The following is a 19,849-nucleotide window of genomic DNA, read 5'->3' on the forward strand; positions in this document are numbered from 1 at the left end:
TCCCCGCCATCACGCCGGCTCACCCCTCCTCGACGAACGCCTCCTCCCGCTTCGAGCGCACCGCCGGCGACAGCACGATCACCAGCAGCAGCGCCGCGCCGATCAGCAGCCCGGCCGAGATCGGCCGCGTCGCGAACACGCTCCAGTCGCCACGCGACAGCAGCAGCGCGCGCCGCAGGTTCTCTTCCATCATCGGCCCGAGGATCAGGCCCAGCAGCAGCGGCGCGGGCTCACAGCCCAGCTTCAGGAAGGCGTAGCCGACGATGCCGAAGAAGCCCACCATCCAGACGTCGAAGGTGTTGTTGTTGGTCGAGTACACGCCGATCGCGCAGAACAGCACGATGGCCGGGAACAGCCAGCGGTAGGGGATCGACAGCAGCTTGATCCAGATGCCGATCATCGGCAGGTTCAACACGATCAGCATCAGGTTGCCGATCCACATCGAGGCGATCAGCCCCCAGAACAGTTCGGGGTTGCTGGTCATGACCTGTGGGCCCGGCTGGATGTTGTGGATCGTCATCGCGCCCACCATCAGCGCCATCACCGGGTTGCCCGGAATGCCGAGCGTCAGGAGCGGAATGAACGAGGTCTGGGCACCGGCATTGTTGGCCGACTCGGGGCCGGCCACGCCGCGGATATTGCCCTTGCCGAAGGGAATCTCGCCTGGCTTGAGGCTGAGCTTCTTCTCGAGCGTGTAGGAAGCGAAGGCCGACAGCAGCGAGCCGCCGCCGGGCAGGATGCCCAGCGAGCAGCCGAGCGCCGTGCCGCGCAGCACGGCCGGGATCATGTTGCGGAAGTCCTCCTTGGTTGGCATGAGGCCGTGCAGCTTCGCCGTGAAGACCTCGCGCTCCTCCTCGGGTTGCGAGAGGTTCGCGATGATCTCGCCGTAGCCGAAGATGCCCATCGCGATGGCGATGAAGCTGATGCCGTCGGTGAGCTCGGGAATGTCGAAGCTGAAGCGCGCCACGCCCGAGTTCACGTCGGTGCCCACCAGGCCCAGCAGCAAACCCAGCATGATCATGCAGATGGCCTTGATCAGCGAGCCCGAGGCCAGCACCACCGCGCCGATCAGGCCCAGCACCATCAGCGAGAAGTACTCGGCCGGGCCGAACTTGAAGGCCAGCTCGGTCAGCGGCGGCGCGAAGGCGGCGAGGATCAGCGTGCCCACGCAGCCCGCGAAGAACGAGCCCAGGCCGGCCGCGGCGAGCGCGGGCCCTCCCCGGCCCTGCCTGGCCATCTGGTGACCGTCGATCACGGTCACGACCGAGGAGGACTCCCCTGGCAGGTTCACGAGGATCGCGGTGGTCGAGCCGCCGTACTGCGACCCGTAGTAGATGCCCGCCAGCATGATGAGCGCGGCCACGGGCGGCAGCGCGTAGGTCGCGGGCAGCAGCATCGCGATGGTCGCGACGGGGCCGATGCCGGGCAGCACGCCGATCAGCGTGCCGAGCAGGCAGCCGATGAAGGCGTAGACCAGGTTCTGCAGCGTGAAGGCCGCCGCGAAGCCGATGGAGAGGTTGTTGATCAGGTCCATGGCGTTTGCCCTCAGCCGCTGATGAAGGTGGGCCAGACCTGGAACTGCAGGCTCAGGCCGACGATGAAGGTGAGGTAGCTGCCGATCGCGAGGATGGTGCCGAGGATCAGCGCGGTGCGCATCGAGAAGCGCGGCCCCGCGACGCTCGCGACGGCGACCAGCGCGTAGATCGCCGCGATCAGGCCCATCGCGGGAACACCCCAGGTCGGCAGGCCGCCGAGCAGCACGCCGAACACCAGGTTGGCGCCGATGATCAGCAGCAGCGGCTTCCAGGCGATGCGCCCGACCGGCTCGCCGCCGGCCGCGCCGAAACGCAGCGAGCCCGCCAGCACGACGGCACCGCCGATCGCCAGCAGGATCCCCAGCACGAGCGGGAAATAACCCGGGCCCATGCGCGCCCCGCTGCCGATGGTGTAGTTGGTGGCACCGATCGCGAAGGCCGCGCCGACGCAGATGAACATGATTCCAGACAGAAAGTCCTTCTGGCTCTTGATCTTCATGGATGAGGAGGAGGGAACGCCGCGACCTTCCGCGCCGAAGGACGCGGGTGGGGCGAAGCGGGGGTGTTGTCGACAACGGACGCCGGGGCGTTCGCGCGGAAGAACCGGTCGCCGGCTCGTGGTCAGCTTCCGATCAGTTGCATCATGCTATGACATGTTTTATGTCACAGCATGAGTGATTACCCTCTGGGCCCATGCAACGGCTGATACATTGCGGTCTCTTTCGCCGATCCCGCCCATGCCGACTTCCTCCAGCCCGCTCCAGAAGCAGCGCTTCGAAGCCCTCTCCGATTTCCGCTACACGCTGCGCAGCTTCCTGCGCTTCAGCGAGGACGCCGCGCGCGAGGAAGGCATCACCGCGCTGCAATACCAGCTGCTGCTGCACACGCAAGGCTTTCCGGGCCGCGACTGGGCCTCGATCGGCGAGCTGGCGGAACGCCTGCAGGCGCAGCCGCACGGCGTGGTGGCGCTGGTGTCGCGCTGCGAGGAAGCGGGCCTGGTCGTGCGCAAGCCCAGCGCCGTCGACCGGCGCCAGGTGGAGGTGCACCTGCTGCCCGCGGGCCGCAAGAAGCTCGCGCGGCTCGCGACCGAACACGCCGGGCAGCTCGCGACCCTGGCCGAGGTGGTGCGGCTGGCGAGCAGCCTGCGCGACTGAGGCCGCGGGCCGCCGTCTTGTAACAGCCGGCATCGTGCGCGGGCCGGTCGTTAAAATCCGCGACTTTCCTTCAATCCCCTCTTTCGCATCCACCATGCTCCTTCGCTTCCCCGCACGCTCCGCCCTCCTCCTGTGTTCGCTGCTTGCCACCGCCGCCGTGCGGGCCGAACCCGCCGACGCGATGGAGATGGCCGAACGCTATGCGGATGCGGAGCACTGCATGGAGCGGATCATCGGCAAGCGCTGGGAGATGCGCTATGGCGTGGAGCTCGCGCGCAACCAGTGGGGCGCGCTCGAGCCCACGGGCCGCTCGATGGACAGCGCGCCGCAGGCGATCCGCATGGCCGACATGAGCTGCCGGCGCGAACTCAGCATCGAGCGCCAGCCGCGGCCCTGAGCCGCGCGCCCCGCGTTCAATCAAGGCAGGTAGACGGACCAGCCGGCCTGCGTGCCCTGCGCCCCCGGCGCATGCGACCACAGCAGCATGGCACGCGGTGAATCGGGCGCCAGCCAGGCGATCGGCGCGAAGTGCTCGCCGACGTTCGAGGCAGCGATCTGCGTGACCGCGCCCCACGCGAGCGTGTCGTGCCGGAACTGCCGCGCATGGATCCTGAGGCCCACGCCCGTGCCGTTGCCCAGCACGTTCTCGGTATAGGCCCAGGTCAGCAGCGCATCGCCGCGCGCGTTCATGCGCAGGTCGAAGCTGCTCATGTCGACGAAGCCGTTGCTGCCCGCGGCGCGCGGGTCCAGCTGCTGCGGCGCGCTCCAGGCCTGGGTCGCTGCCGAGAAGCGGCTGCCGTGGATCGGCGCGTTGTTCATCGGCAGGTTGGCGCCCACGCAGGTGCCGCAGGGCCACGCGAGGATCGCGTTGCCGGCATCGTCGGCCACCAGCTTCGGCGCGACGTAGGCCCCGAGGCGGCCGGCCGTGACGAAACCGTGCGGCGTCCAGCGCGTATCGGCCGGGCCGAGGCTGTAGACGTCGATCTCCTGTCCCTGGCTGTTGCTGTCCACGGGCACGGCCTGCCAGGCGCGGCCCGTGCCGTCGAGCGCGAACGCGGGGTAGTCGGCTGCATTGGGCCCGGGACCGGACCAGAGCGTCCATTGCTCGGTGGACAACGCATAGCGCGCGGCGCGCACCGTGCCGTCGAGGTGATGCCAGAAGGCCATCGCGTCGCCGCGCGAGTTCACCGCGAGCTGCAGCGGCATGCGATAGGTATCGCGCTCGAGCGACGCGATCGAGCTGCCGAGCGTGCTCGCCGCTTCGAGCAAACCATCGGACAGCCGCAGCCGGCGCACCCGCACCGTGCTGCCCAGGCTGTCGTGCGTGCTGGACCATGCGATCAGCGCCTGGCCGCCCGAGCGCTGCACGCGCGCCTGCTGCCAGGGGAACAGGCCCATGCGTACGCTCTCGCCGAGATCGGCGCCGTCGTCGAGCCGCCGCGCGGCGCTCCAGGCCGTGCCGCCGTGATGGCGCATCCACAGGCGCGGCATGCCGTTGATGATCTCGACCCAGACGGCCACGGCACGGCCCTGGTCGTCGGTGGCGATGCCCACGGGCGCCGCCTGCGCGGCCTCGGCGACCGCCGCGATCGGCTCGGCCGGATCCCAGGCGCCGGACGCCGCGCGGTAGCGCGTGGCCCAGACGTTGCGGCCGCCGTCGCTCAGCAGGGCCCAGGCATCGCCGTTGCCGTAGCCCTGCAGGGCGGCATCGCCGTAGTTCCACGGCGCGGCATCGAAGGGCGCGCGAATCGTCGCGCCCGGGCTCCAGCCCTGGCCGCTCGGCGGCGCGATCACGGTGAGCGTGACGGCCGCGGCGTTGGCATTGCCCGCGCTGTTGCTCACAGCGAGGTCGAGGCTGCTGCCGCTCCAGGCCGCCGGCACGTTGCCGAGCACCAGCGTTGCGCTGCCCGCGCCGCTCACGGTGGCCGGGGTGCCGTTGCAGCTGGCGGCCTGCGCGCCGTCGGCCAGCGGCGTGCCGTTGCGGCGCCACCGGTGCTGGAGCGGCGCGGTGCCGCTCGCGGTAGCGCTCAGGGTCACGCTGGCGCAGGCGACGATCGACAGCCCCGGCGTTGCCGAGATCGCACCCACCGTGGGTGCCTGCGCGGCCGAGGCCACGCGCAGCACGGCCTCGCTCGACACCGCGCGCCCGCCGCTGTTGGTCGCCACCGCGTAGAAGCGCGCGCCATCGTCGGACAGCTGCGTGGCCGGCGTGGTGTAGGTCGCGCCGGTGCCCACCTGTTGGTCGCCGCTCGCCTCCACGCGGAACCACGCGAGGGTCGGCGCGGGCCGGCCGCTGGCGGTGACGGTGAACGAGGCCGTCTGCCCCGCGACCACCGACAGGTCATGCGGCGCCTGCACGATGGCCGGCGCGATCGGCCCGGTGTAGTCGAGCCGCACCACGTCCGAATCGATGCAGTTCAGCGTGAGGCCGCGCGCGTTGCAGACCCGGGCCCTGATCAGCGCGCCATGGTCGGCCGCCTGCACATTCGCCACCGAGAAGCTGGTGCCGGTGCCGACGTTGCGCCAGCTCGCGCCCGCGTCGTCGCTGCGCTGCCACTGCACGAACAGGCTGTCGGGCGCCGTCGCCGCCACGCTGAAGCTCGCCGCCTGGCCGGCGCCCGCCGTTGCATCCGCGGGCTGGCGCGTGATGACCGGTGCCGCCACCGGCACCGGAATCGCCACCGTCACGGCGGCCACGCCGAAGGGATGGGGCCAGCCGTCGTAGACGAAGGCCACGTTGGGCGGATAGCCGCTGCGGTGCGTGCAGCTCCAGTCCACGTACAGGCCGCCGGTGCCGTTGAAGCCGTGGTCGAAGGCCACCGGCACGTCGACGCTGCCCGGACCGGCCAACACGCGGCTGGCGATGAAGCTGCGCGTGCCGCGGCCATCGTGGCGCATCAGCCGCAGCGTGATCGGGCCTTCGCACCAGATGCGGTTGGTGCCGGGCTGGTAGGCGATGGCGTTCACCTGCAGGCGCGCGATGCGCGTGCCCGCCTGGTCGATCAGCTTGTACTGCGGCTGGCCCGGCACGGCCTGCGCGGGCAGCAGCGTGTAGCTGCCGAGCAGCGCGCCGCCGAACCACGGCTGGCCGTCGGTGCACTTGTATTCGCAGGCCGCCAGGCCCCACGAGAAATGCGTGCTGAGGAAGCGCACCGCGTTGCCGTCCCGCTTCACCTCGTCGACCGGCAGGCCGATCCACGGCTCGCCGGGCTGGCTCAGCAGCACGGGCGGGCTGCGGTCCGCGGGCAGGCCCGATGCATCGATCGGCAGCCGGATCTCCACCGGCAGGTCGAACTGCTGCCCGTGCGGCGTGAAGGCATAAACGGCCGACAGCCGCTGCGCCTCGGCCGGTACGCCGGGCGCGCCGCTGCCGTCGCGCGCAATGCGCAAGGTGACGCGCTCGCGCAAGGCGCCGGGCGGCACGGTGACGCGCACGCCGTCGGGGCCTTCGACCACGCCGCCCTCGGCGCCGAGCGTGGCGCTACCTTCGGCCGGGGCCGGCGCCGGCGGGACCACCGGCAGGCCGACGCCACCACCACCACCGCCGCCCCCACCGCAGGCCGCGAGCAGCAAGGCGAGGCCGAGCGCGGTGGCGAAACGGGCGACGCCGCGCCGCGATCGGCGTGCCGGCAGGATGGGATGCATGGGCTTCTCCTCGTGCAATGGGTGGACCGCGCCCGAAGGCGCCACCCGCAGAAGTTAGAAGCAAGCCGCGCCAGGCAGTGAGTGAAGAAGGTCATGTGGCGGCGGCCTATGCCTTCAGGCAGAGGCCACCGCCGCGGCCCGACCGCTGGCGCGATCGATCACCAGCGCCGACACCAGATGCCGGGCCTCCACCGGCTTGAACAGCACCGGCAGCCCGCTGGCCTGCAGCGCCTGCAGCCGCAGCGGGTCGGTTTCGCCCGTGACCATCAGCACGTGCAGGCCGCCGCCGGCCGCGCGCAAGCGCTGCGCGGCCGCGAGGCCATCCTCGCCGTCGCGCAGCCGCCAGTCGCACAGCGCGGCCTCGAACGGCGCGCCGCCCTCCCCCCGCGCCTCGCGCAGCGCCGCCAGGGCGGCCGCCTCGGTGTCCACGCTCGCGGCCTGCACGCCGAACGCGCGCAGCACCTCGACCATCGCCGCGCGCGCGTCGGCATCGTCGTCGAGCACCAGCACGCGCCGCGCGAGTTCGCCCTGGCCCAGCGGCGGCAACACGGTCTGCCAGGACTGCGCGGCCGCCGCGGCGCTCGCCTTCATCGGCGGCGCCTCGGCCGCGGGCAGCACCAGCCGGAAGCAGGTGCCACGCCCCTCGCGCGTGCGCAGCACCAGCGGATGCGCGAGCAGCGCCGCGATGCGCTGAACGATCGACAGCCCGACGCCGAGGCCGCGCGAGCGGTCGCGCCCGACATTGCCGGCCTGGTAGAACTCGTCGAACACGCGCGCGCGATGCTGCTCGGCGATGCCGATGCCGGTGTCGCGCACCTCGAGCCATACCGCGTCGCCGCGCGGCCGGGCGCGCACCACCACGCCGCCGCGCTCGGTGTACTTGAGCGCGTTGTCCACCAGGTTGCCCAGCAGGCGCTGCAGCAGCTGCGCATCGCTGCGCACCCACAGCGGGCTGGAGCGCACGCGCAGCTCCAGCTCGCGCTGGTTGGCGCGCGGCTCGAACAGGTCGAACACGCGCTCGAGCAGGCCCTGCAGCGGCAAGGGCCGCAGCTCGGTGCGGACCACGCCCGCGTCGAGCTGCGAGATGTCGAGCATCGCGTCGAGCGAGCTGTCGAGCGTGCGCACCGCGCCCATCAGCCGGCGCGCATTGGCCTGCGCGGGATGGCCGCCCAGTTCGTGCTCGAGCGCGGCGCCGAACAGGCTGATGGCATGCAGCGGCTGGCGCAGGTCGTGGCTGGCGGCCGCGAGGAAGCGCGTCTTGGCGGCGCTCAGTTCGCGCGCGCGGTCGCGCTCCTCGCGCGCCACGTTCGACAGGTGCAGGTTGGCGTCGACCATCTCCATCAGCGCATGCAGGGTGCGCGCGCGGTCGCGCACGCCGGCCAGCAGCAGGAAGTAGGCAAGCCAGGGACCGAAGCCGATCAGCACGTCGATCGGCGTGCCGCGCAGGAACCAGCCCAGCGACATCAGCAGCGTGGGCGGCAGCGAGAGGCTCGCGAAGGCACGCGTGGAACCGGCCACCCCGTCGGCGCCCACCGAGAGCACCAGGATCAGGATCGCCGAGACCGCCAGCGGCGCGAAGTCGTCGCCCGGCGCCATGAACACGAAGGGCAGGATCGCGCCATTGAGCAGCCCGCCCGCGAGGAAGCCGCGCAGCAGCACCGGCAGCGCCGCGGCGCGCGCGGAAGGGCCCAGGCGCTCGATCCGGCGCCCCTGGCGGCAGCGCAGGAAGGTGACGACAGCCAGCGCAGCGAGCCAGCATGGCAGCGACAGCCGCAGCCCGTGGCGGTAGCCGATCACCGCCACCAGCACGAAGCCCGCATAGGAATAGGGCAGGCGCCGCAGGTAGGCCAACACCTGGTCGGCCTGCCGCTCGCGCACGCGCGCCTCGACGCGGGCCTGCCGCGCCGGATCGGCGGCGGGCAGCCCGAGCGTGTCCAGTCCGTCGCCGCCCACCGCTCAGCCCTGCGCGCCGAGACGGCTGATGAGCTGCGAGCGCGAGCGCATGCCGAAGCGCAGCAGCAGGCTGGTGACGTGGTTCTTCACCGTGCCCTCGCCGAGCGACATCGCTTCGGCGATCTCGCGGTTCGACATGCCCTCGAGCACGTGCCTCAGCACCTGCTGCTGGCGCAGCCCGAGGGCCTGCCCCCGCGCCGTGGCGGGATCGGCTGCATCGGCCGCGTCGGCCAGCGGCGGCACGCCGTCCTCGCGCCAGCGGCGCAGGAAGTGCGCGAGCTCCTGCAGGTCGCCGCCCTTCTGCAGCCACGCCACCGCGCCCATCGCGAGCGCCGCCTGCACTTGCGCCGGTTGCCGGCTGCCCGAGAGCATGGCGATGGTGGCGTCCGGGAAACGGGCCTGAAACTCGGCCAGGCCCGACAGGCCCTGCGTGTCGGGCAGCGCGAGGTCGAGCAGCACCAGGCCGATGGCGCCGCGGTGCCGCTCGTAGAGCGCCATCGCCTCTGCCAGCGTGTTGGCTTCCAGCGCCTCCATGCCCTCGCCGGTGTAGGCGCCGTGCGCCTGCGTCAGCGCGCGAAAGCCCAGGCGCACCAGCGCGTGGTCGTCGACCAGCAGGACGGCGGCTCGGGCGGAGGTGGACATGGCGGCGGGCCCGCGGGAAAAGGGGGCCTCATCGTAGAGGCTGGCGTGCCCTTCGCCAAGCAAGCCCCGGCATGACCTTCGTCATGCCCGAGGTCGCGGGCCGCGCGAGCCGCGCGCGTTCAGCGCTCGATCGTGATGAGCTCCGTCATCGGCTTCCACGACTTGCCATCGAACTGCGCCAGCCGCGCCTGCCGGATCGGGTAGTAGTCGTCGGCGCGGAAGTTGATCTTCATGCCGGGCAGCAGCATGCCCAGTTCGATGTCCTTGAGCCCCTGCACCTGCTTGAGGAAGTTCTCGCGCGTGAGGTTGTCGCCGCAGCGCTCGAGCACCAGCGCCGTGAGCTGCGCACCCATGTAGGTGTAGACCGAGGTGGTGTCGCCCGGATCGTCGTTGGGCAGGTACTTCTTGAAGAAGGCCAGGTACTCCTGCATCGCCTTGTCGTTGTTCCAGGTCGGGTCCGACGGCGTCTTGAACCAGTAGCTCGACACCAGCCCCACCGAGTTGTCGAGGCCGGCCGGGGTCAGCACGCCGCTGATCGAGCTCGACACGTAGGGCACGATGTAGAACGGCTTCCAGCCGATCGCCGCCGTCTTGCGGATCGCCTGCGCCTGCGCCTTGTTCGAGGTGAAGGCCACCAGCACCTCGGCGCCCGAGGCCTGCAGCTGCAGGATCTGCGAGTCGACGGTCGGGTCGCTCATCTCCTGGCTCACCTCCTTCACGATGTTCGACTGCTTCGCGCCGAGCGCCTTGCGGAAACCGCGCATGTAGGACTTGCCCACGTCGTCGTTCTGGTAGAGCACGCCGATCTTCGCGTTGGGCTTGGACTCGGCGAGGTACTTGCCGTAGATCGAGCCCTCGATGTCGTAGGCGAAGGAGAAGGGCACGGTCCACGGCGTGGTGGCGGAGTCATGCAGGTTCGGGCTCGAGGCATAGAAGAACACCTGCGGCACCTTCTTGCCGTTGAGGTACTTCTGCACCGAGGTCTGCGAGGCCGTGCCCATGGAGTTGACCAGCGCCAGCACCTGGTCGGACTCGACCAGCTTGCGCGTGCCCTCCACGGTCTTGGGCGGGCTGTAGGCATCGTCGACCGACAGCAGGTTGATCTTGCGCCCGTTGACCCCGCCCCTGGTCTCGTTGAGCATCTTGAAGTAGGCCACCGACATGCGGCCCACCATCGAATAGGCCGAGCCGGGGCCGCTGTAGGCCACGGTCTGGCCGAGCTTGATCTCGGTGTCGCTGGCACCGGGGCCATAGGTCTTCTGGGCCTGTGCCGTCGCCGCGGTCGCGAAGGCGGTGCAGGCCACGAGGGCTAGCAGGGAAGCGCGCATGTGTGTGTCTCCTGGTTCCGGGGGATGGTCGTTCTTCGAGCCGGCGCGAGTACATCAAGCGGAGCGCGCGGCGTCTGTCCCCTTGCCGGGGACGCAAGCGCGCAATGAGCCCGCGCCGTCCCCGCCAAGGGGACTGACGAGCGGCGGGAGCGCATCGAGACTCGATGCATTCCCCCACGCCAGGAGCCCCTGCATGACCACCACCGCCGAACCCGTCGCGCTGCGCGACGCGCCCGTGCTGGACATCGACCCGTACGCGATCGAGGTGCTGCTCGATCCCTATCCGTTCCACGAGGCGCTGCGCGAAGCCGGTCCCGTGGCCTACATCGCGCCGCACGGCATCTATGCCGTGGGCCGCCATGCCGAGGCGAAGACGGTGCTGGCCGACCATGCGCGCTTCACCAACGCGGGCGGCATCGGCATCCAGGACATCCGCAAGCCCGGCGAGTTCCGCATCCCGAGCCGGCTGCTCGAGGCCGACCCGCCCGATCACACGAAGATCCGCTCGGTGGTCACGCGCCTGCTGTCGCCGCTGGTGATCCGGCGCTGGAAGGAAGGCTTCGATCGCAAGGCCGAGGCCCTGGTCGATCGGCTGCTGGAGCAGCGCGAGTTCGACGGCGTGGAAGACTGCGCCGAGCGCATCGTGCTCGAGGCCTTTCCGGCCGCGGTGGGCGTGCGCCTGCCGCGCACCGAGACCCTGGCCATCGGCGAGATGCGCTTCAACCAGAGCGGCCCGCGCAACGCGCTCTACGAGCGCGCGATGCAGGCCGCGCAGCCCTACCTCGCATGGTTCGAGGAGAGCGTGTCGCGCCAGGGCGTGATTCCCGACTCGATCGCCGAGCTGCTGTTCCGCGCCGAGGACGCGGGCGAGCTCGACGAAGGCATCGCCTCGAACGTGGTGCGCAGCTTCGTGGGCGGCGGCACCGACTCGACCATCGCCGGCATCGGCTTCACGCTGCACCAGCTCGCGAAGAACCCGGCGCAGTGGGAGCGCGTGCGCGCCGAGCCGGCCAAGGTCAAGGCCGCGTTCGAGGAAGGCATCCGGCACGAGACGCCGTTCCAGGTCACCTACCGCACCACGCGCGGCGAGACCGAGCTCTCGGGCGTGCGCCTGGCCCCCGACACCAAGATCGGCGTGTTCATGGGTGCGGCCAACCGCGACCCGCGCCAGTTCCCCGAGCCCGAGCGCTTCGACGTCGACCGCCCCGCGCTCGCGGGCAGCCACGTGGCGCTGGGCAACGGCATCCATGCCTGCATCGGCCAGATGCTCGCGCGCCAGGAATCGGAGGCGCTGATCGGCGCGCTGAGCCGCCGCGTGGCGCGCATGGAACTCACGGCGCCGGCCAGCTACCGGCCGATCAACCAGATGCGCACGCTCGACCGGCTGCCGATGCGCATCGTGCCGGCATGACGGCGGGCAGCGAAGCGCGCGGTCCGCTCGCGGGCCTGAAGGTGCTCGAGATGGGCCAGCTCATCGCGGGCCCCTTCGCCGCCAAGACGCTCGGCGACTTCGGCGCCGAGGTCGTCAAGATCGAGCCGCCCGGCGCCGGCGATCCGCTGCGCAAGTGGCGGCTGCTGAAGGACGGCACCTCGGTCTGGTGGCAGGTGCAGTCGCGCAACAAGCGCTCGATCGCGCTCGATCTGCGGGACAGCGAGGCGCAGGCCATCGTGCGCCGGCTCGCCGCCGAGTCGGACGTGCTGATCGAGAACTTCCGCCCCGGCGCGCTCGAGGGCTGGGGGCTCGGTCCCGAGGCGCTGCTCGAGGCCAATCCGCGCCTGATCGTGCTGCGCGTGAGCGGCTACGGCCAGACCGGCCCCTACCGCGACCGCCCCGGCTTCGGCGTGGTGGCCGAGGCCATGGGCGGGCTGCGCCATCTCACGGCCGAACCCGGCCGGGTGCCGGTGCGCGTGGGCATCTCGCTGGGCGACACGCTGGCCGCGCTGCATGGCGTGATCGGCATCCTGATGGCGCTGCAGGAGCGCCAGCGCTCGGGCCGCGGCCAGGTGATCGACGTGGCGCTCTACGAGGCGGTCTTCAACTGCATGGAGAGCCTGTTGCCCGAGTACAGCGCCTTCGGCGCGGTGCGCGGCGCGGCCGGCAGCGCCCTGCCCGGCATCGCGCCGAGCAATGCCTACCGCTGCGGCGACGGCGGCTATGCGCTGATCGCGGGCAATGGCGACAGCATCTTCCGCCGGCTCATGGCCACGATCGAGCGACCCGATCTCGCGGCCGATCCGGCGCTGGCGGACAACGCCGGCCGCGTGGCGCGCGTGGCGGAACTCGATGCCGCCATCGGCGCCTGGACCGCGCAACGCGACGTGGCCGAGGTGCTCGCGCGGCTCGACGAGGCCTCGGTGCCGGCCGGCCGCATCTACTCGGTGGCCGACATCGCGGCCGATCCGCACTATCTCGCGCGCGGCATGCTGCAGACCATCGACACCGGCGACGGCGATGCGCTGCAGGTGCCGGGCATCGTGCCCAAGCTCTCGCGCACGCCCGGTGCGCAGCGGCGCAACGCACCGCGTCTCGGGCAGGACACCGACGCGGTGCTCGCCGAGATCGGCCTCACGCCCGCGCAGATCGCCGAGCTCAAGCGGCGCGGTGTCGTCGCGGGCAGCGAGGCATGAGCACGATGCGCGCCGCCTTCTACACGCGCCAGGGCGAAGCGGCCGAGGTGATCCGCATCGGCGAGCAGCCGCGGCCCGAGCCCGGCCCCGGCGAAGTGCGGGTGCGGCTTCGCACCTCGGGCGTGAACCCCTCCGACTGGAAGATGCGGCGCGGCGGCGGTGGCCGCGCGCTGGTGGCGCCGCTGATCGTTCCGCACAGCGACGGCGCCGGCGTGATCGACGCGGTGGGCGATGGCGTTCCCGCCGCGCGCATCGGCGAACGCGTGTGGACCTGGAACGCCCAATGGCGGCGCGCCTTCGGCACCGCGGCCGACTACGTCGCGCTGCCGTCCGCGCAGGCCGTGCCGCTGCCGGCCGCGCTGGGCTTCGCCGAGGGCGCCTGCCTGGGCATTCCCGCCTTCACCGCACTGCATGCGGTGCGCCTGTCCGAATGCGGACCCGGCCAGCGCGTGCTGGTGGCCGGCGGCGCCGGGTCGGTGGGCCACTATGCGATCCAGTTCGCGAAGCTGCGCGGCGCGGAGGTCATCGCCAGCGTGAGTTCGGCGCGCAAGGCCGCGCACGCGGTCGCGGCCGGTGCCGACCATGTCGTGGACTACCGCGAGCAGGACCTCGGCGACAGCGTGCAGGCCCTCACGGGCGGCGCGGGCGTGGACCGCGTGATCGAGGTCGACCTCGCGAACAACGCGGCGCATTACCCCAAGCTGCTGAAGCCCGGCGCGCGCGTCGTGGTCTACGGCACGACCGGCATGGACGCCGTGCTGCCGGCCGTGGTGCTGATGCAGAGGAGCGCCGAACTGCGCTTCTTCACCATCTACGAGATCGCGCCCAGCGAGCGCGAGGCCTGCCTGCGCGAACTGCTGCCGCTGCTCGAGGACGACCTGCTGCTGCACACCATCGGCCAGTTGCTGCCGCTCGAGGAGATCGTGCGCGCGCACGAGCTGGTCGAGCGCGGCGAGGTGCTGGGCAACGTCGTGCTCGCCATCGACTGATCTTCATTCTTCCCATCGTTTCCCGGAGGTTCCACATGATCGAAACCGACGTCGTCATCATCGGCAGCGGCGCGGCCGGGCTCACCGCCGCCATCACCGCGCGCCAGCTGGGCCTGGAGGTGCTGGTGGTCGAGAAGACCGCGCTGTTCGGCGGCACCACCGCCTACTCGGGCGGCGCGCCGTGGATTCCGTGCAACCACGTGATGAAGCAGATCGGCCTCGACGATTCGCGCGCGGCCGCCGAGACCTACCTGCGTGCCGTGCTCGGCGAGGCCTACCGCGACGACCTCGTCGCGAGCTACCTCGACCACGCGCCCGAGATGCTGGCCTTCATGGAGCGGCACTCCGAGGTGCGCTTCAAGCCCTTTCCGCTGCCCGACTACGAATCGGACCTGCCGGGCGCCGCGCGCAGCCGCTCGCTGCTGACCCAGGCCTTCGACGGCCGGCTGCTCGGCCACCGCCTGGCCGACCTGCGCATGCCGCTGCCGCAACTGATGCTGTTCGGCAGCATGCAGATCGAGGGCGCCGACATCCACCCGATGCGCCATGCGCTCAAGACCTGGGCCGGTTTTCGCCACACCGCGCGCGTGATGCGGCGCTTCGTCGCCGACCGGCTGCGCTACGGGCGCGGCACGCGCATCGTCAACGGCAACGCGCTGGCCGCGCGGCTGTTCCATTCGGCGATCCAGGCCGGCGTGACTTTGTGGAAGAACACGCCCGCGCTCGAACTGGCCATGGAGGACGGCCGCGTGACCGGCGTGGAGATCGAGCGCGAGGGCCGCCGCATGCAGGTGCTCGCGCGGCGCGGCGTGCTGCTGGCCACCGGCGGCTATGGCGCGAGCGAGGCGATGCGCCGCAAGCACATTCCGTTCGCCGAGCACCACCATTCGCTGCAGCCCGAGGGCAACGTCGGCGACGGCGTGCGCCTCGGCGTGGCGGCCGGCGGCCTGCACGACCCGGCCCATGCGGGCGACTGCATCTGGACGCCGGTGTCGGTGCTGCGCAAGCCCGACGGCGGCATCGTCAGGTATCCGCACATCTTCATCGACCGCGCCATGCCCGGCTGCATCGCCGTGGGGCCCGATGGGCGGCGCTTCGTCAACGAGGGCGGGTCGTACCAGACCTTCGTGGGCACGATGCACCGGCGGGGCATCACCACGGCGCACCTGATCGCCAATCGCGACTTCCTGCGCCGCTACGGGCTGGGCCTCGCGCGGCCCGCGCCCTTCAGCGCGCGCTCGCTGATCGAGGCCGGCTACCTGGTCGAGGCGCCGACGCTGGCGCAGCTGGCCGGGCGGCTCCAGATCGATCCGGGCGAACTCGAGGCCACGGTGCGGCGCTTCAACGAAGGCGCGGCGCGCGGCGAGGACCCGGAGTTCGGCAAGGGCGCCGACGCGCACTCGCGCTTTCGCGGCGACCAGACGCATGCGCCCAATCCGGGCGTGGCGCCGATCGGCGACGGGCCCTACTACGCGCTCGCGCTGCATCCGGGCGATCTCAGCACGGTGGGCGGCCTCGAGACCGATGCCGAGGCCCGGGTGCTGACGCCACGGGGCGTACCGATCGAGGGGCTCTACGCGGCCGGGCTCGACATGAACTCCATCATGCGCGGACGCTATCCGGGCGGTGGCAGCAGCATCGGGCCGGCGATGACCTTCGGCTACATCGCGGCGCGGCAGATGGCGCAGGCGCGATCGTCGATGCCGCGGGCCGACGCTCAGACGATCGGCGCGTAGCCGGGCGCGGCCCAGCGCAGGCTCACGCGCGTGCCCTGCCCGGGCCGGCTGTCGATGTCCAGCCGCACACCCATCGCCTCGGCCTGCTCGCGCAAGCCGACCAGCCCGTAGTGCCCGGGCGCGATGACCCGGCTGTCGAAGCCCACGCCATCGTCCGCGATCTCCAGGTGCAGAACGCCGGGGTCGGCACGCCGCAGGCGCAGGCCCAGATGCCGCGCGCCCGCGTGCCGCTCGACATTGCGCAGCAGCTCCTCGCACATGCGGTAGACCGTTTCCGCGGGCTCGGCGGCCAGCGCCGGCAGCTCGGGCGCGAGCTCGCAGTCCACGGCGATGCCCGTGCGCTCGCTGGTGCCCCTGGCCAGCTCGGTCAGCGCCGCGCCCAGCCCGATGTCGCGCACCGGGTTGCTGCGCAGCTGGTCGATGGCGCGGCGCGCCTCGTCCAGGCCCTCGCGCGCGGCCTGTTCGGCGCGCATCAGCTCGTCGGGCAGCTGCTGCGGCTGCGCGGTCGCGATGTGCTTGAGCACGCGGATCTCGGTGAGCATGGCCATCATCGAATGCGCCAGCGTGTCGTGCAGGTCGCGCGCCATGCGCAGGCGCTCGCGCATCACGGCAGACTCGCGCGACTCCTGCGCCAGCCGGCTGATCTCCATGGTGCGCTGGCGCACGCGCTCGTCGAGTTCCGCGTTGAGCAGGCGCAGTTCGTCGCGCTCGCGCTGCAGGGTGTCGAGCAGCCGGTCGAGCGCGGTGCCCAGGCGCGCCGCCTCGTCGGCGCCCTCGGGCACCTCGATGCGCGAGGCGCTGCCGGCGAGCACCGCGTCGGCCGAGCTCGCGATCGCGCTCACGCGATGGGTCAGGCGGTGCGTCATCGCCACGCCGACCACCGCGGCGCACAGGCCCAGCATGCTGAGCACCAGCGTGATGCGCCATTCGATGGCGGTCGCGAACGAAGCCAGCGACGCCACCGGTTCCACCACCACCACGCGCCAGCCCAGGCGCCGCAAGGTGCCGTCGCGCTCGGTGCGCGGCGCCGCCACCAGGAAGGGCTTGTTGTCGACCAGCCGCCGCACCCGGATGCGCGCCGGCAGGTCGGCGCCATCGGTGCCCAGGCCCGCGACCGTCGGGTCGAAGGGCGCGGCCAGGTCGCCGCTCTCGCGCCAGCGCGTGCCGAGCAGGGCCGCCGGGCCGTGGCGCACCATGCCGTCGCGGTCGATCAGCAGCCACTCGCCCGGCGAGGCCTTGATGCCGGACACCGTGTGGTCCACCCACTGCCAACTGAGCTGCGCCGCGACCACGCCGACGATGGCGCCATCGGCATTGCTCACCGGCGCGCTGAGCTTGAGGAAATGCTCGCCCGGCGAGCGGCCCTCCTCGATCCACGCGTCGGCCAGCCCCTGCGAGATCCACGCATGCTGGTTGACGTTCTGGCCCACCACCTGGCTGTCGGTGGCGGCGACGATGAAGCCGTCCGCATCGGTCAGCGCCAGCCATATCAGGTCCGGCACGCCACGGTGCACCGCTTCGAGCGAGCGCTGCCGCCACGCGGCATCGTCGCCCTGCACGTCCTGCGACAGGATCGAGGCCACCACGCTCACCGACTGCAGGCGCAACAGCATCGCGGTATCGAGCTCGGCGCTGACGTGCTCGCCGGCCGTCTCCAGCCGCTGCGAGTGCACCTCGAGCAGGGTCGAGCGCACGAAGCTGCGCAGCCAGAGATTGGCCGCCAGCGCCAGGCAGATGGCCAGCGCGATCATCAGCCAGCCGATCGCGGCGGCGAGGCTGCGCCGGGGGTCGATGCGCTGCAGCAGGCTCATCGAGGGGTCGAGGCCGGCGAGGCGGAAGGGGGGCGCGCGGTCATGGGCGGCGCATTGTCGCAAAGGACCCGCGGCGCGTCAGCCCATGACTTTCGGTATGGGCACTTACCCTGACATCTCGGGGTTTTCCTCGGGTCGCGGCGTGACTTCCGGCAGGCGCGAGCAGTTATTTTCGAGACGACAGTTGCGTCCATCGCGCAGCGTGTCGAGAGATGCGCCACATCCACCCAGTTCGACAGCGCCGCGACGCGATCGGCGTGACCTGCCAAGGAGACATTCGACAATGAGCACCCCCACATCCCTCTCGCCGGCCGTCGGCGCCTCCGCCGGCGTCCCGGTACGCTGGTACGCCAGCCGCTGGACGCAGCTGGTCGTCGGCATCGTCTGCATGATCGCAACCGCGAACATCCAGTACGCGTGGACGCTGTTCGTGCCCGAGATCCAGAAGTCCTTCGGCTGGGAACGCGCCTCGATCCAGATCGCCTTCACCATCTTCGTGCTGGTCCAGACCTGGCTGGCGCCGATCGAGGGCTACTTCATCGACAAGTTCGGGCCACGGCTGATCGTGGCCTTCGGCGCGGTCTTCATCGGCGCGGCCTGGGTCATCAACTCGCAGGCGACCACGCTGCTGGGCTTCTACATCGGCGCGGCCGTCGGCGGCATCGGCGTGGGATCGATCTACGCCACCTGCATCAACAACGCGCTCAAGTGGTTCCCCGACCGCCGCGGCCTGGCCGTGGGCCTGACCGCCGGCGGCTACGGCGCCGGCTCGGCCGCGACCATCCTGCCGATCGCCGCGATGATCGAGTCGTCGGGATTCCAGGAAGCCTTCTTCTTCTTCGGCGTGATGCAGGGTTCGCTGGCCTTCCTGGCCGCGTGGTTCCTGCGGGCCCCGAAGGCGCACGAGATCCGCGCCTCGGCCAAGCTCACCCAGAGCCGCCGCGACTACACGCTGAAGGAGGCGCTCAACACCCGCCTGTTCTGGCTGATGCTGCTCATGTTCTCGTGCGTGGTCACCGGCGGCATGATGGCCGTGGCGCAACTGGGCGTGATCGCGCAGGACCTGGGCGTGAAGGAGTTCAAGGTCGACCTCTACTTCTTCGTCATGGCCGCGCTGCCGCTGGCACTGATGCTCGACCGCGTGATGAACGGCATCTCGCGTCCCCTGTTCGGCTGGATCTCCGACCACATCGGCCGCGAGAAGACCATGGTGATCGCCTTCACGCTCGAGGGCATCGGCATCATCGCGCTGGGCTACTTCGGCCACAACCCGTGGGCCTTCCTGATCCTGTCGGGCGTGGTGTTCCTGGCCTGGGGCGAGGTCTATTCGCTGTTCTCCGCACTGGCCGGCGACGCCTTCGGCACCAAGCACATCGGCAAGATCTACGGCGTGCTGTACTGCGCCAAGGGCATCGGCGCGCTGTTCGTGCCCATCGGCAACCTGATGATGGAAGCCACCGGCACCTGGTCGACCGTGCTCTACACCGTGGCGGGGCTGGACCTGTTCGCAGCCTTCCTGGCCATCGTGGCGCTGCGGCCGATGCTCAAGGCGCACGTCGAGGCCTCGTCCGCGAATCCCGCGGGCAAGCATGGACGCTTCGGATTGAGCGAATGATCCGCTTCAGCGAATGAGCGGATGAACGACGCCGGGCACGACCCGGCGTCTTTTTTTCTCAGGGCTGTTTTCTTCGCGCGAGCACGAGCACCGCCAGTTCGGTGCGCGTGTTCGCGTGAAGCTTCTGCATGATGCGGCTCGCGTGGTTCTTCACCGTGCCTTCGGCCAGGTTCAGCGCCGCCGCGATCTGGCGGTTGCTCTGGCCCTTGGCGATCAGGTCGAGCACCACGGCCTCGCGCTCGGTCAGCGGGTCGGGCGCCTCCTGCGCTTCGGCCGAGACGGGCTCGGCGGAGGCCGGCGGGTCTTCCGCCGCCACGTCCTGCGCCACGTGGTTGGCCAGCAGCCGGAACTGGTCCATCACCTTGCGCGCGATCTGCGGCGTCATGCGCGACTCGCCGCGATGCACCGCGCGCACCGTGTCCAGCACCTCGTCCTCCGAGGCGTCCTTGAGCAGGTAGGCCTGCGCGCCGGCGCGCACCGCGTCGAACACCAGGTCGTCGCGGTCGAAGGTGGTCAGCACCATCACGCGGGTGCGCGGCAGCGCGGCCGTGATCTCGCGGGTGGCCAGCACGCCGCTCTGACGCGGCATGCGCAGGTCCATCAGCACCACGTCGGGCAGCAGGCGCCGCGCGAGTTCCACCACCTCCATGCCGTCGGCGGCTTGGCCGACGACCTGGATGTCGGATGCGGCGTCCAGCAGCATGGCCATGCCGCGGCGGATCAGGGGCTGGTCGTCGGCGACGAGGACGCGGATCTGCGGATCGGTGGGCGCAAGGGGGGGAACGGCCGAAACGGTGGTGGCGCTCATGGGGG

At 71.2% G+C, this 19,849-nt stretch carries 15 protein-coding genes; 7 read left to right on the forward strand and 8 right to left on the reverse strand.

Annotation, left to right across the window (positions count from 1 at the left end; translation table 11 throughout):
* Window positions 1-19 precede the first annotated feature (19 nt).
* Together KV106_RS03040 and KV106_RS03045 are read right to left on the reverse strand one after the other, a co-directional pair.
* A complete protein-coding gene (locus tag KV106_RS03040) occupies window positions 20-1,534 on the reverse strand; it encodes a tripartite tricarboxylate transporter permease (RefSeq protein ID WP_261206032.1) in 1,515 nt (504 codons plus the stop codon).
* 11 nt (window positions 1,535-1,545) lie between these two features.
* On the reverse strand, window positions 1,546-2,034 hold the full coding sequence (locus KV106_RS03045; protein ID WP_057593516.1) for a tripartite tricarboxylate transporter TctB family protein: 489 nt from the start codon (window positions 2,032-2,034) through the stop codon (window positions 1,546-1,548).
* Window positions 2,035-2,272: 238 nt separating this feature from the next.
* Here KV106_RS03045 and KV106_RS03050 point away from each other — a divergent pair, with 238 nt between their 5' ends.
* Window positions 2,273-2,689, forward strand: a complete 417-nt coding sequence (locus KV106_RS03050) for a MarR family winged helix-turn-helix transcriptional regulator (protein ID WP_057593515.1) — start codon at window positions 2,273-2,275, stop codon at window positions 2,687-2,689.
* A 157-nt stretch (window positions 2,690-2,846) separates the two neighbouring features.
* A complete protein-coding gene (locus tag KV106_RS03055) occupies window positions 2,847-3,086 on the forward strand; it encodes a hypothetical protein (RefSeq protein WP_216087275.1) in 240 nt (79 codons plus the stop codon).
* A gap of 20 nt (window positions 3,087-3,106) precedes the next feature.
* Here KV106_RS03055 and KV106_RS03060 read toward each other — a convergent pair whose 3' ends face one another.
* The 4 genes from KV106_RS03060 to KV106_RS03075 form a co-directional block, all read right to left on the reverse strand.
* The gene (locus KV106_RS03060; RefSeq protein ID WP_261206033.1) at window positions 3,107-6,334 is read right to left on the reverse strand and encodes a hypothetical protein; all 3,228 of its coding nucleotides are present in this window, start codon (window positions 6,332-6,334) and stop codon (window positions 3,107-3,109) included.
* A 114-nt stretch (window positions 6,335-6,448) separates the two neighbouring features.
* Complete coding sequence (locus tag KV106_RS03065) at window positions 6,449-8,287, reverse strand: ATP-binding protein (RefSeq protein ID WP_057593512.1); 1,839 nt, start codon at window positions 8,285-8,287, stop codon at window positions 6,449-6,451.
* A gap of 3 nt (window positions 8,288-8,290) precedes the next feature.
* Complete coding sequence (locus KV106_RS03070; RefSeq protein WP_057593511.1) at window positions 8,291-8,929, reverse strand: response regulator transcription factor; 639 nt, start codon at window positions 8,927-8,929, stop codon at window positions 8,291-8,293.
* 119 nt (window positions 8,930-9,048) lie between these two features.
* Window positions 9,049-10,257 carry an ABC transporter substrate-binding protein gene (locus tag KV106_RS03075; RefSeq protein WP_057593510.1) on the reverse strand — a complete coding sequence of 403 codons (1,209 nt, stop codon included), beginning with the start codon at window positions 10,255-10,257 and terminating at the stop codon, window positions 9,049-9,051.
* A 193-nt stretch (window positions 10,258-10,450) separates the two neighbouring features.
* Here KV106_RS03075 and KV106_RS03080 point away from each other — a divergent pair, with 193 nt between their 5' ends.
* The 4 genes from KV106_RS03080 to KV106_RS03095 are packed head-to-tail and all read left to right on the forward strand — an operon-like array spanning window position 10,451 to window position 15,610.
* Window positions 10,451-11,668 carry a cytochrome P450 gene (locus KV106_RS03080; RefSeq protein ID WP_261206035.1) on the forward strand — a complete coding sequence of 406 codons (1,218 nt, stop codon included), beginning with the start codon at window positions 10,451-10,453 and terminating at the stop codon, window positions 11,666-11,668.
* Window positions 11,665-12,885, forward strand: a complete 1,221-nt coding sequence (locus KV106_RS03085) for a CaiB/BaiF CoA transferase family protein (RefSeq protein WP_261206037.1) — start codon at window positions 11,665-11,667, stop codon at window positions 12,883-12,885. Before KV106_RS03080 ends, KV106_RS03085 begins: the two co-directional genes overlap by 4 nt.
* Complete coding sequence (locus KV106_RS03090; RefSeq protein ID WP_261206038.1) at window positions 12,882-13,874, forward strand: NADPH:quinone reductase; 993 nt, start codon at window positions 12,882-12,884, stop codon at window positions 13,872-13,874. The genes KV106_RS03085 and KV106_RS03090 overlap by 4 nt, the downstream gene beginning before the upstream one ends.
* A 35-nt stretch (window positions 13,875-13,909) precedes the next feature.
* Window positions 13,910-15,610, forward strand: coding sequence for an FAD-dependent oxidoreductase (locus tag KV106_RS03095; RefSeq protein ID WP_057593507.1), 1,701 nt, complete (start codon window positions 13,910-13,912; stop codon window positions 15,608-15,610).
* On the opposite strand, the gene KV106_RS03100 is transcribed toward KV106_RS03095, so the two are convergent.
* Window positions 15,592-17,421, reverse strand: a complete 1,830-nt coding sequence (locus KV106_RS03100; RefSeq protein ID WP_261206039.1) for a histidine kinase — start codon at window positions 17,419-17,421, stop codon at window positions 15,592-15,594. The genes KV106_RS03095 and KV106_RS03100 overlap by 19 nt on opposite strands.
* A gap of 283 nt (window positions 17,422-17,704) precedes the next feature.
* Between KV106_RS03100 and oxlT the strand changes: the two genes are divergently transcribed.
* A complete protein-coding gene (gene oxlT / locus KV106_RS03105; protein ID WP_261206040.1) occupies window positions 17,705-19,036 on the forward strand; it encodes an oxalate/formate MFS antiporter in 1,332 nt (443 codons plus the stop codon).
* Between the two features lie 58 nt (window positions 19,037-19,094).
* Here oxlT and KV106_RS03110 read toward each other — a convergent pair whose 3' ends face one another.
* Window positions 19,095-19,844 carry a response regulator transcription factor gene (locus KV106_RS03110; RefSeq protein WP_261206041.1) on the reverse strand — a complete coding sequence of 250 codons (750 nt, stop codon included), beginning with the start codon at window positions 19,842-19,844 and terminating at the stop codon, window positions 19,095-19,097.
* Window positions 19,845-19,849: the final 5 nt, after the last annotated feature.

It is taken from the genome of Variovorax endophyticus (assembly GCF_025376855.1).
Taxonomy (GTDB): Bacteria; Pseudomonadota; Gammaproteobacteria; order Burkholderiales; family Burkholderiaceae_C; genus Variovorax.

Coding starts and splice junctions, on each gene's coding strand:
- KV106_RS03040 (WP_261206032.1), bottom strand. CDS start 1,534: ATGGACCTGATCAACAACCTCTCCATCGGCTTCGCGGCGGCCTTCACG.
- KV106_RS03045 (WP_057593516.1), bottom strand. CDS start 2,034: ATGAAGATCAAGAGCCAGAAGGACTTTCTGTCTGGAATCATGTTCATC.
- KV106_RS03050 (WP_057593515.1), top strand. CDS start 2,273: ATGCCGACTTCCTCCAGCCCGCTCCAGAAGCAGCGCTTCGAAGCCCTC.
- KV106_RS03060 (WP_261206033.1), bottom strand. CDS start 6,334: ATGCATCCCATCCTGCCGGCACGCCGATCGCGGCGCGGCGTCGCCCGT.
- KV106_RS03070 (WP_057593511.1), bottom strand. CDS start 8,929: ATGTCCACCTCCGCCCGAGCCGCCGTCCTGCTGGTCGACGACCACGCG.
- KV106_RS03075 (WP_057593510.1), bottom strand. CDS start 10,257: ATGCGCGCTTCCCTGCTAGCCCTCGTGGCCTGCACCGCCTTCGCGACC.
- KV106_RS03080 (WP_261206035.1), top strand. CDS start 10,451: ATGACCACCACCGCCGAACCCGTCGCGCTGCGCGACGCGCCCGTGCTG.
- KV106_RS03085 (WP_261206037.1), top strand. CDS start 11,665: ATGACGGCGGGCAGCGAAGCGCGCGGTCCGCTCGCGGGCCTGAAGGTG.
- KV106_RS03090 (WP_261206038.1), top strand. CDS start 12,882: ATGAGCACGATGCGCGCCGCCTTCTACACGCGCCAGGGCGAAGCGGCC.
- KV106_RS03095 (WP_057593507.1), top strand. CDS start 13,910: ATGATCGAAACCGACGTCGTCATCATCGGCAGCGGCGCGGCCGGGCTC.
- KV106_RS03100 (WP_261206039.1), bottom strand. CDS start 17,421: ATGAGCCTGCTGCAGCGCATCGACCCCCGGCGCAGCCTCGCCGCCGCG.
- oxlT (WP_261206040.1), top strand. CDS start 17,705: ATGAGCACCCCCACATCCCTCTCGCCGGCCGTCGGCGCCTCCGCCGGC.
- KV106_RS03110 (WP_261206041.1), bottom strand. CDS start 19,844: ATGAGCGCCACCACCGTTTCGGCCGTTCCCCCCCTTGCGCCCACCGAT.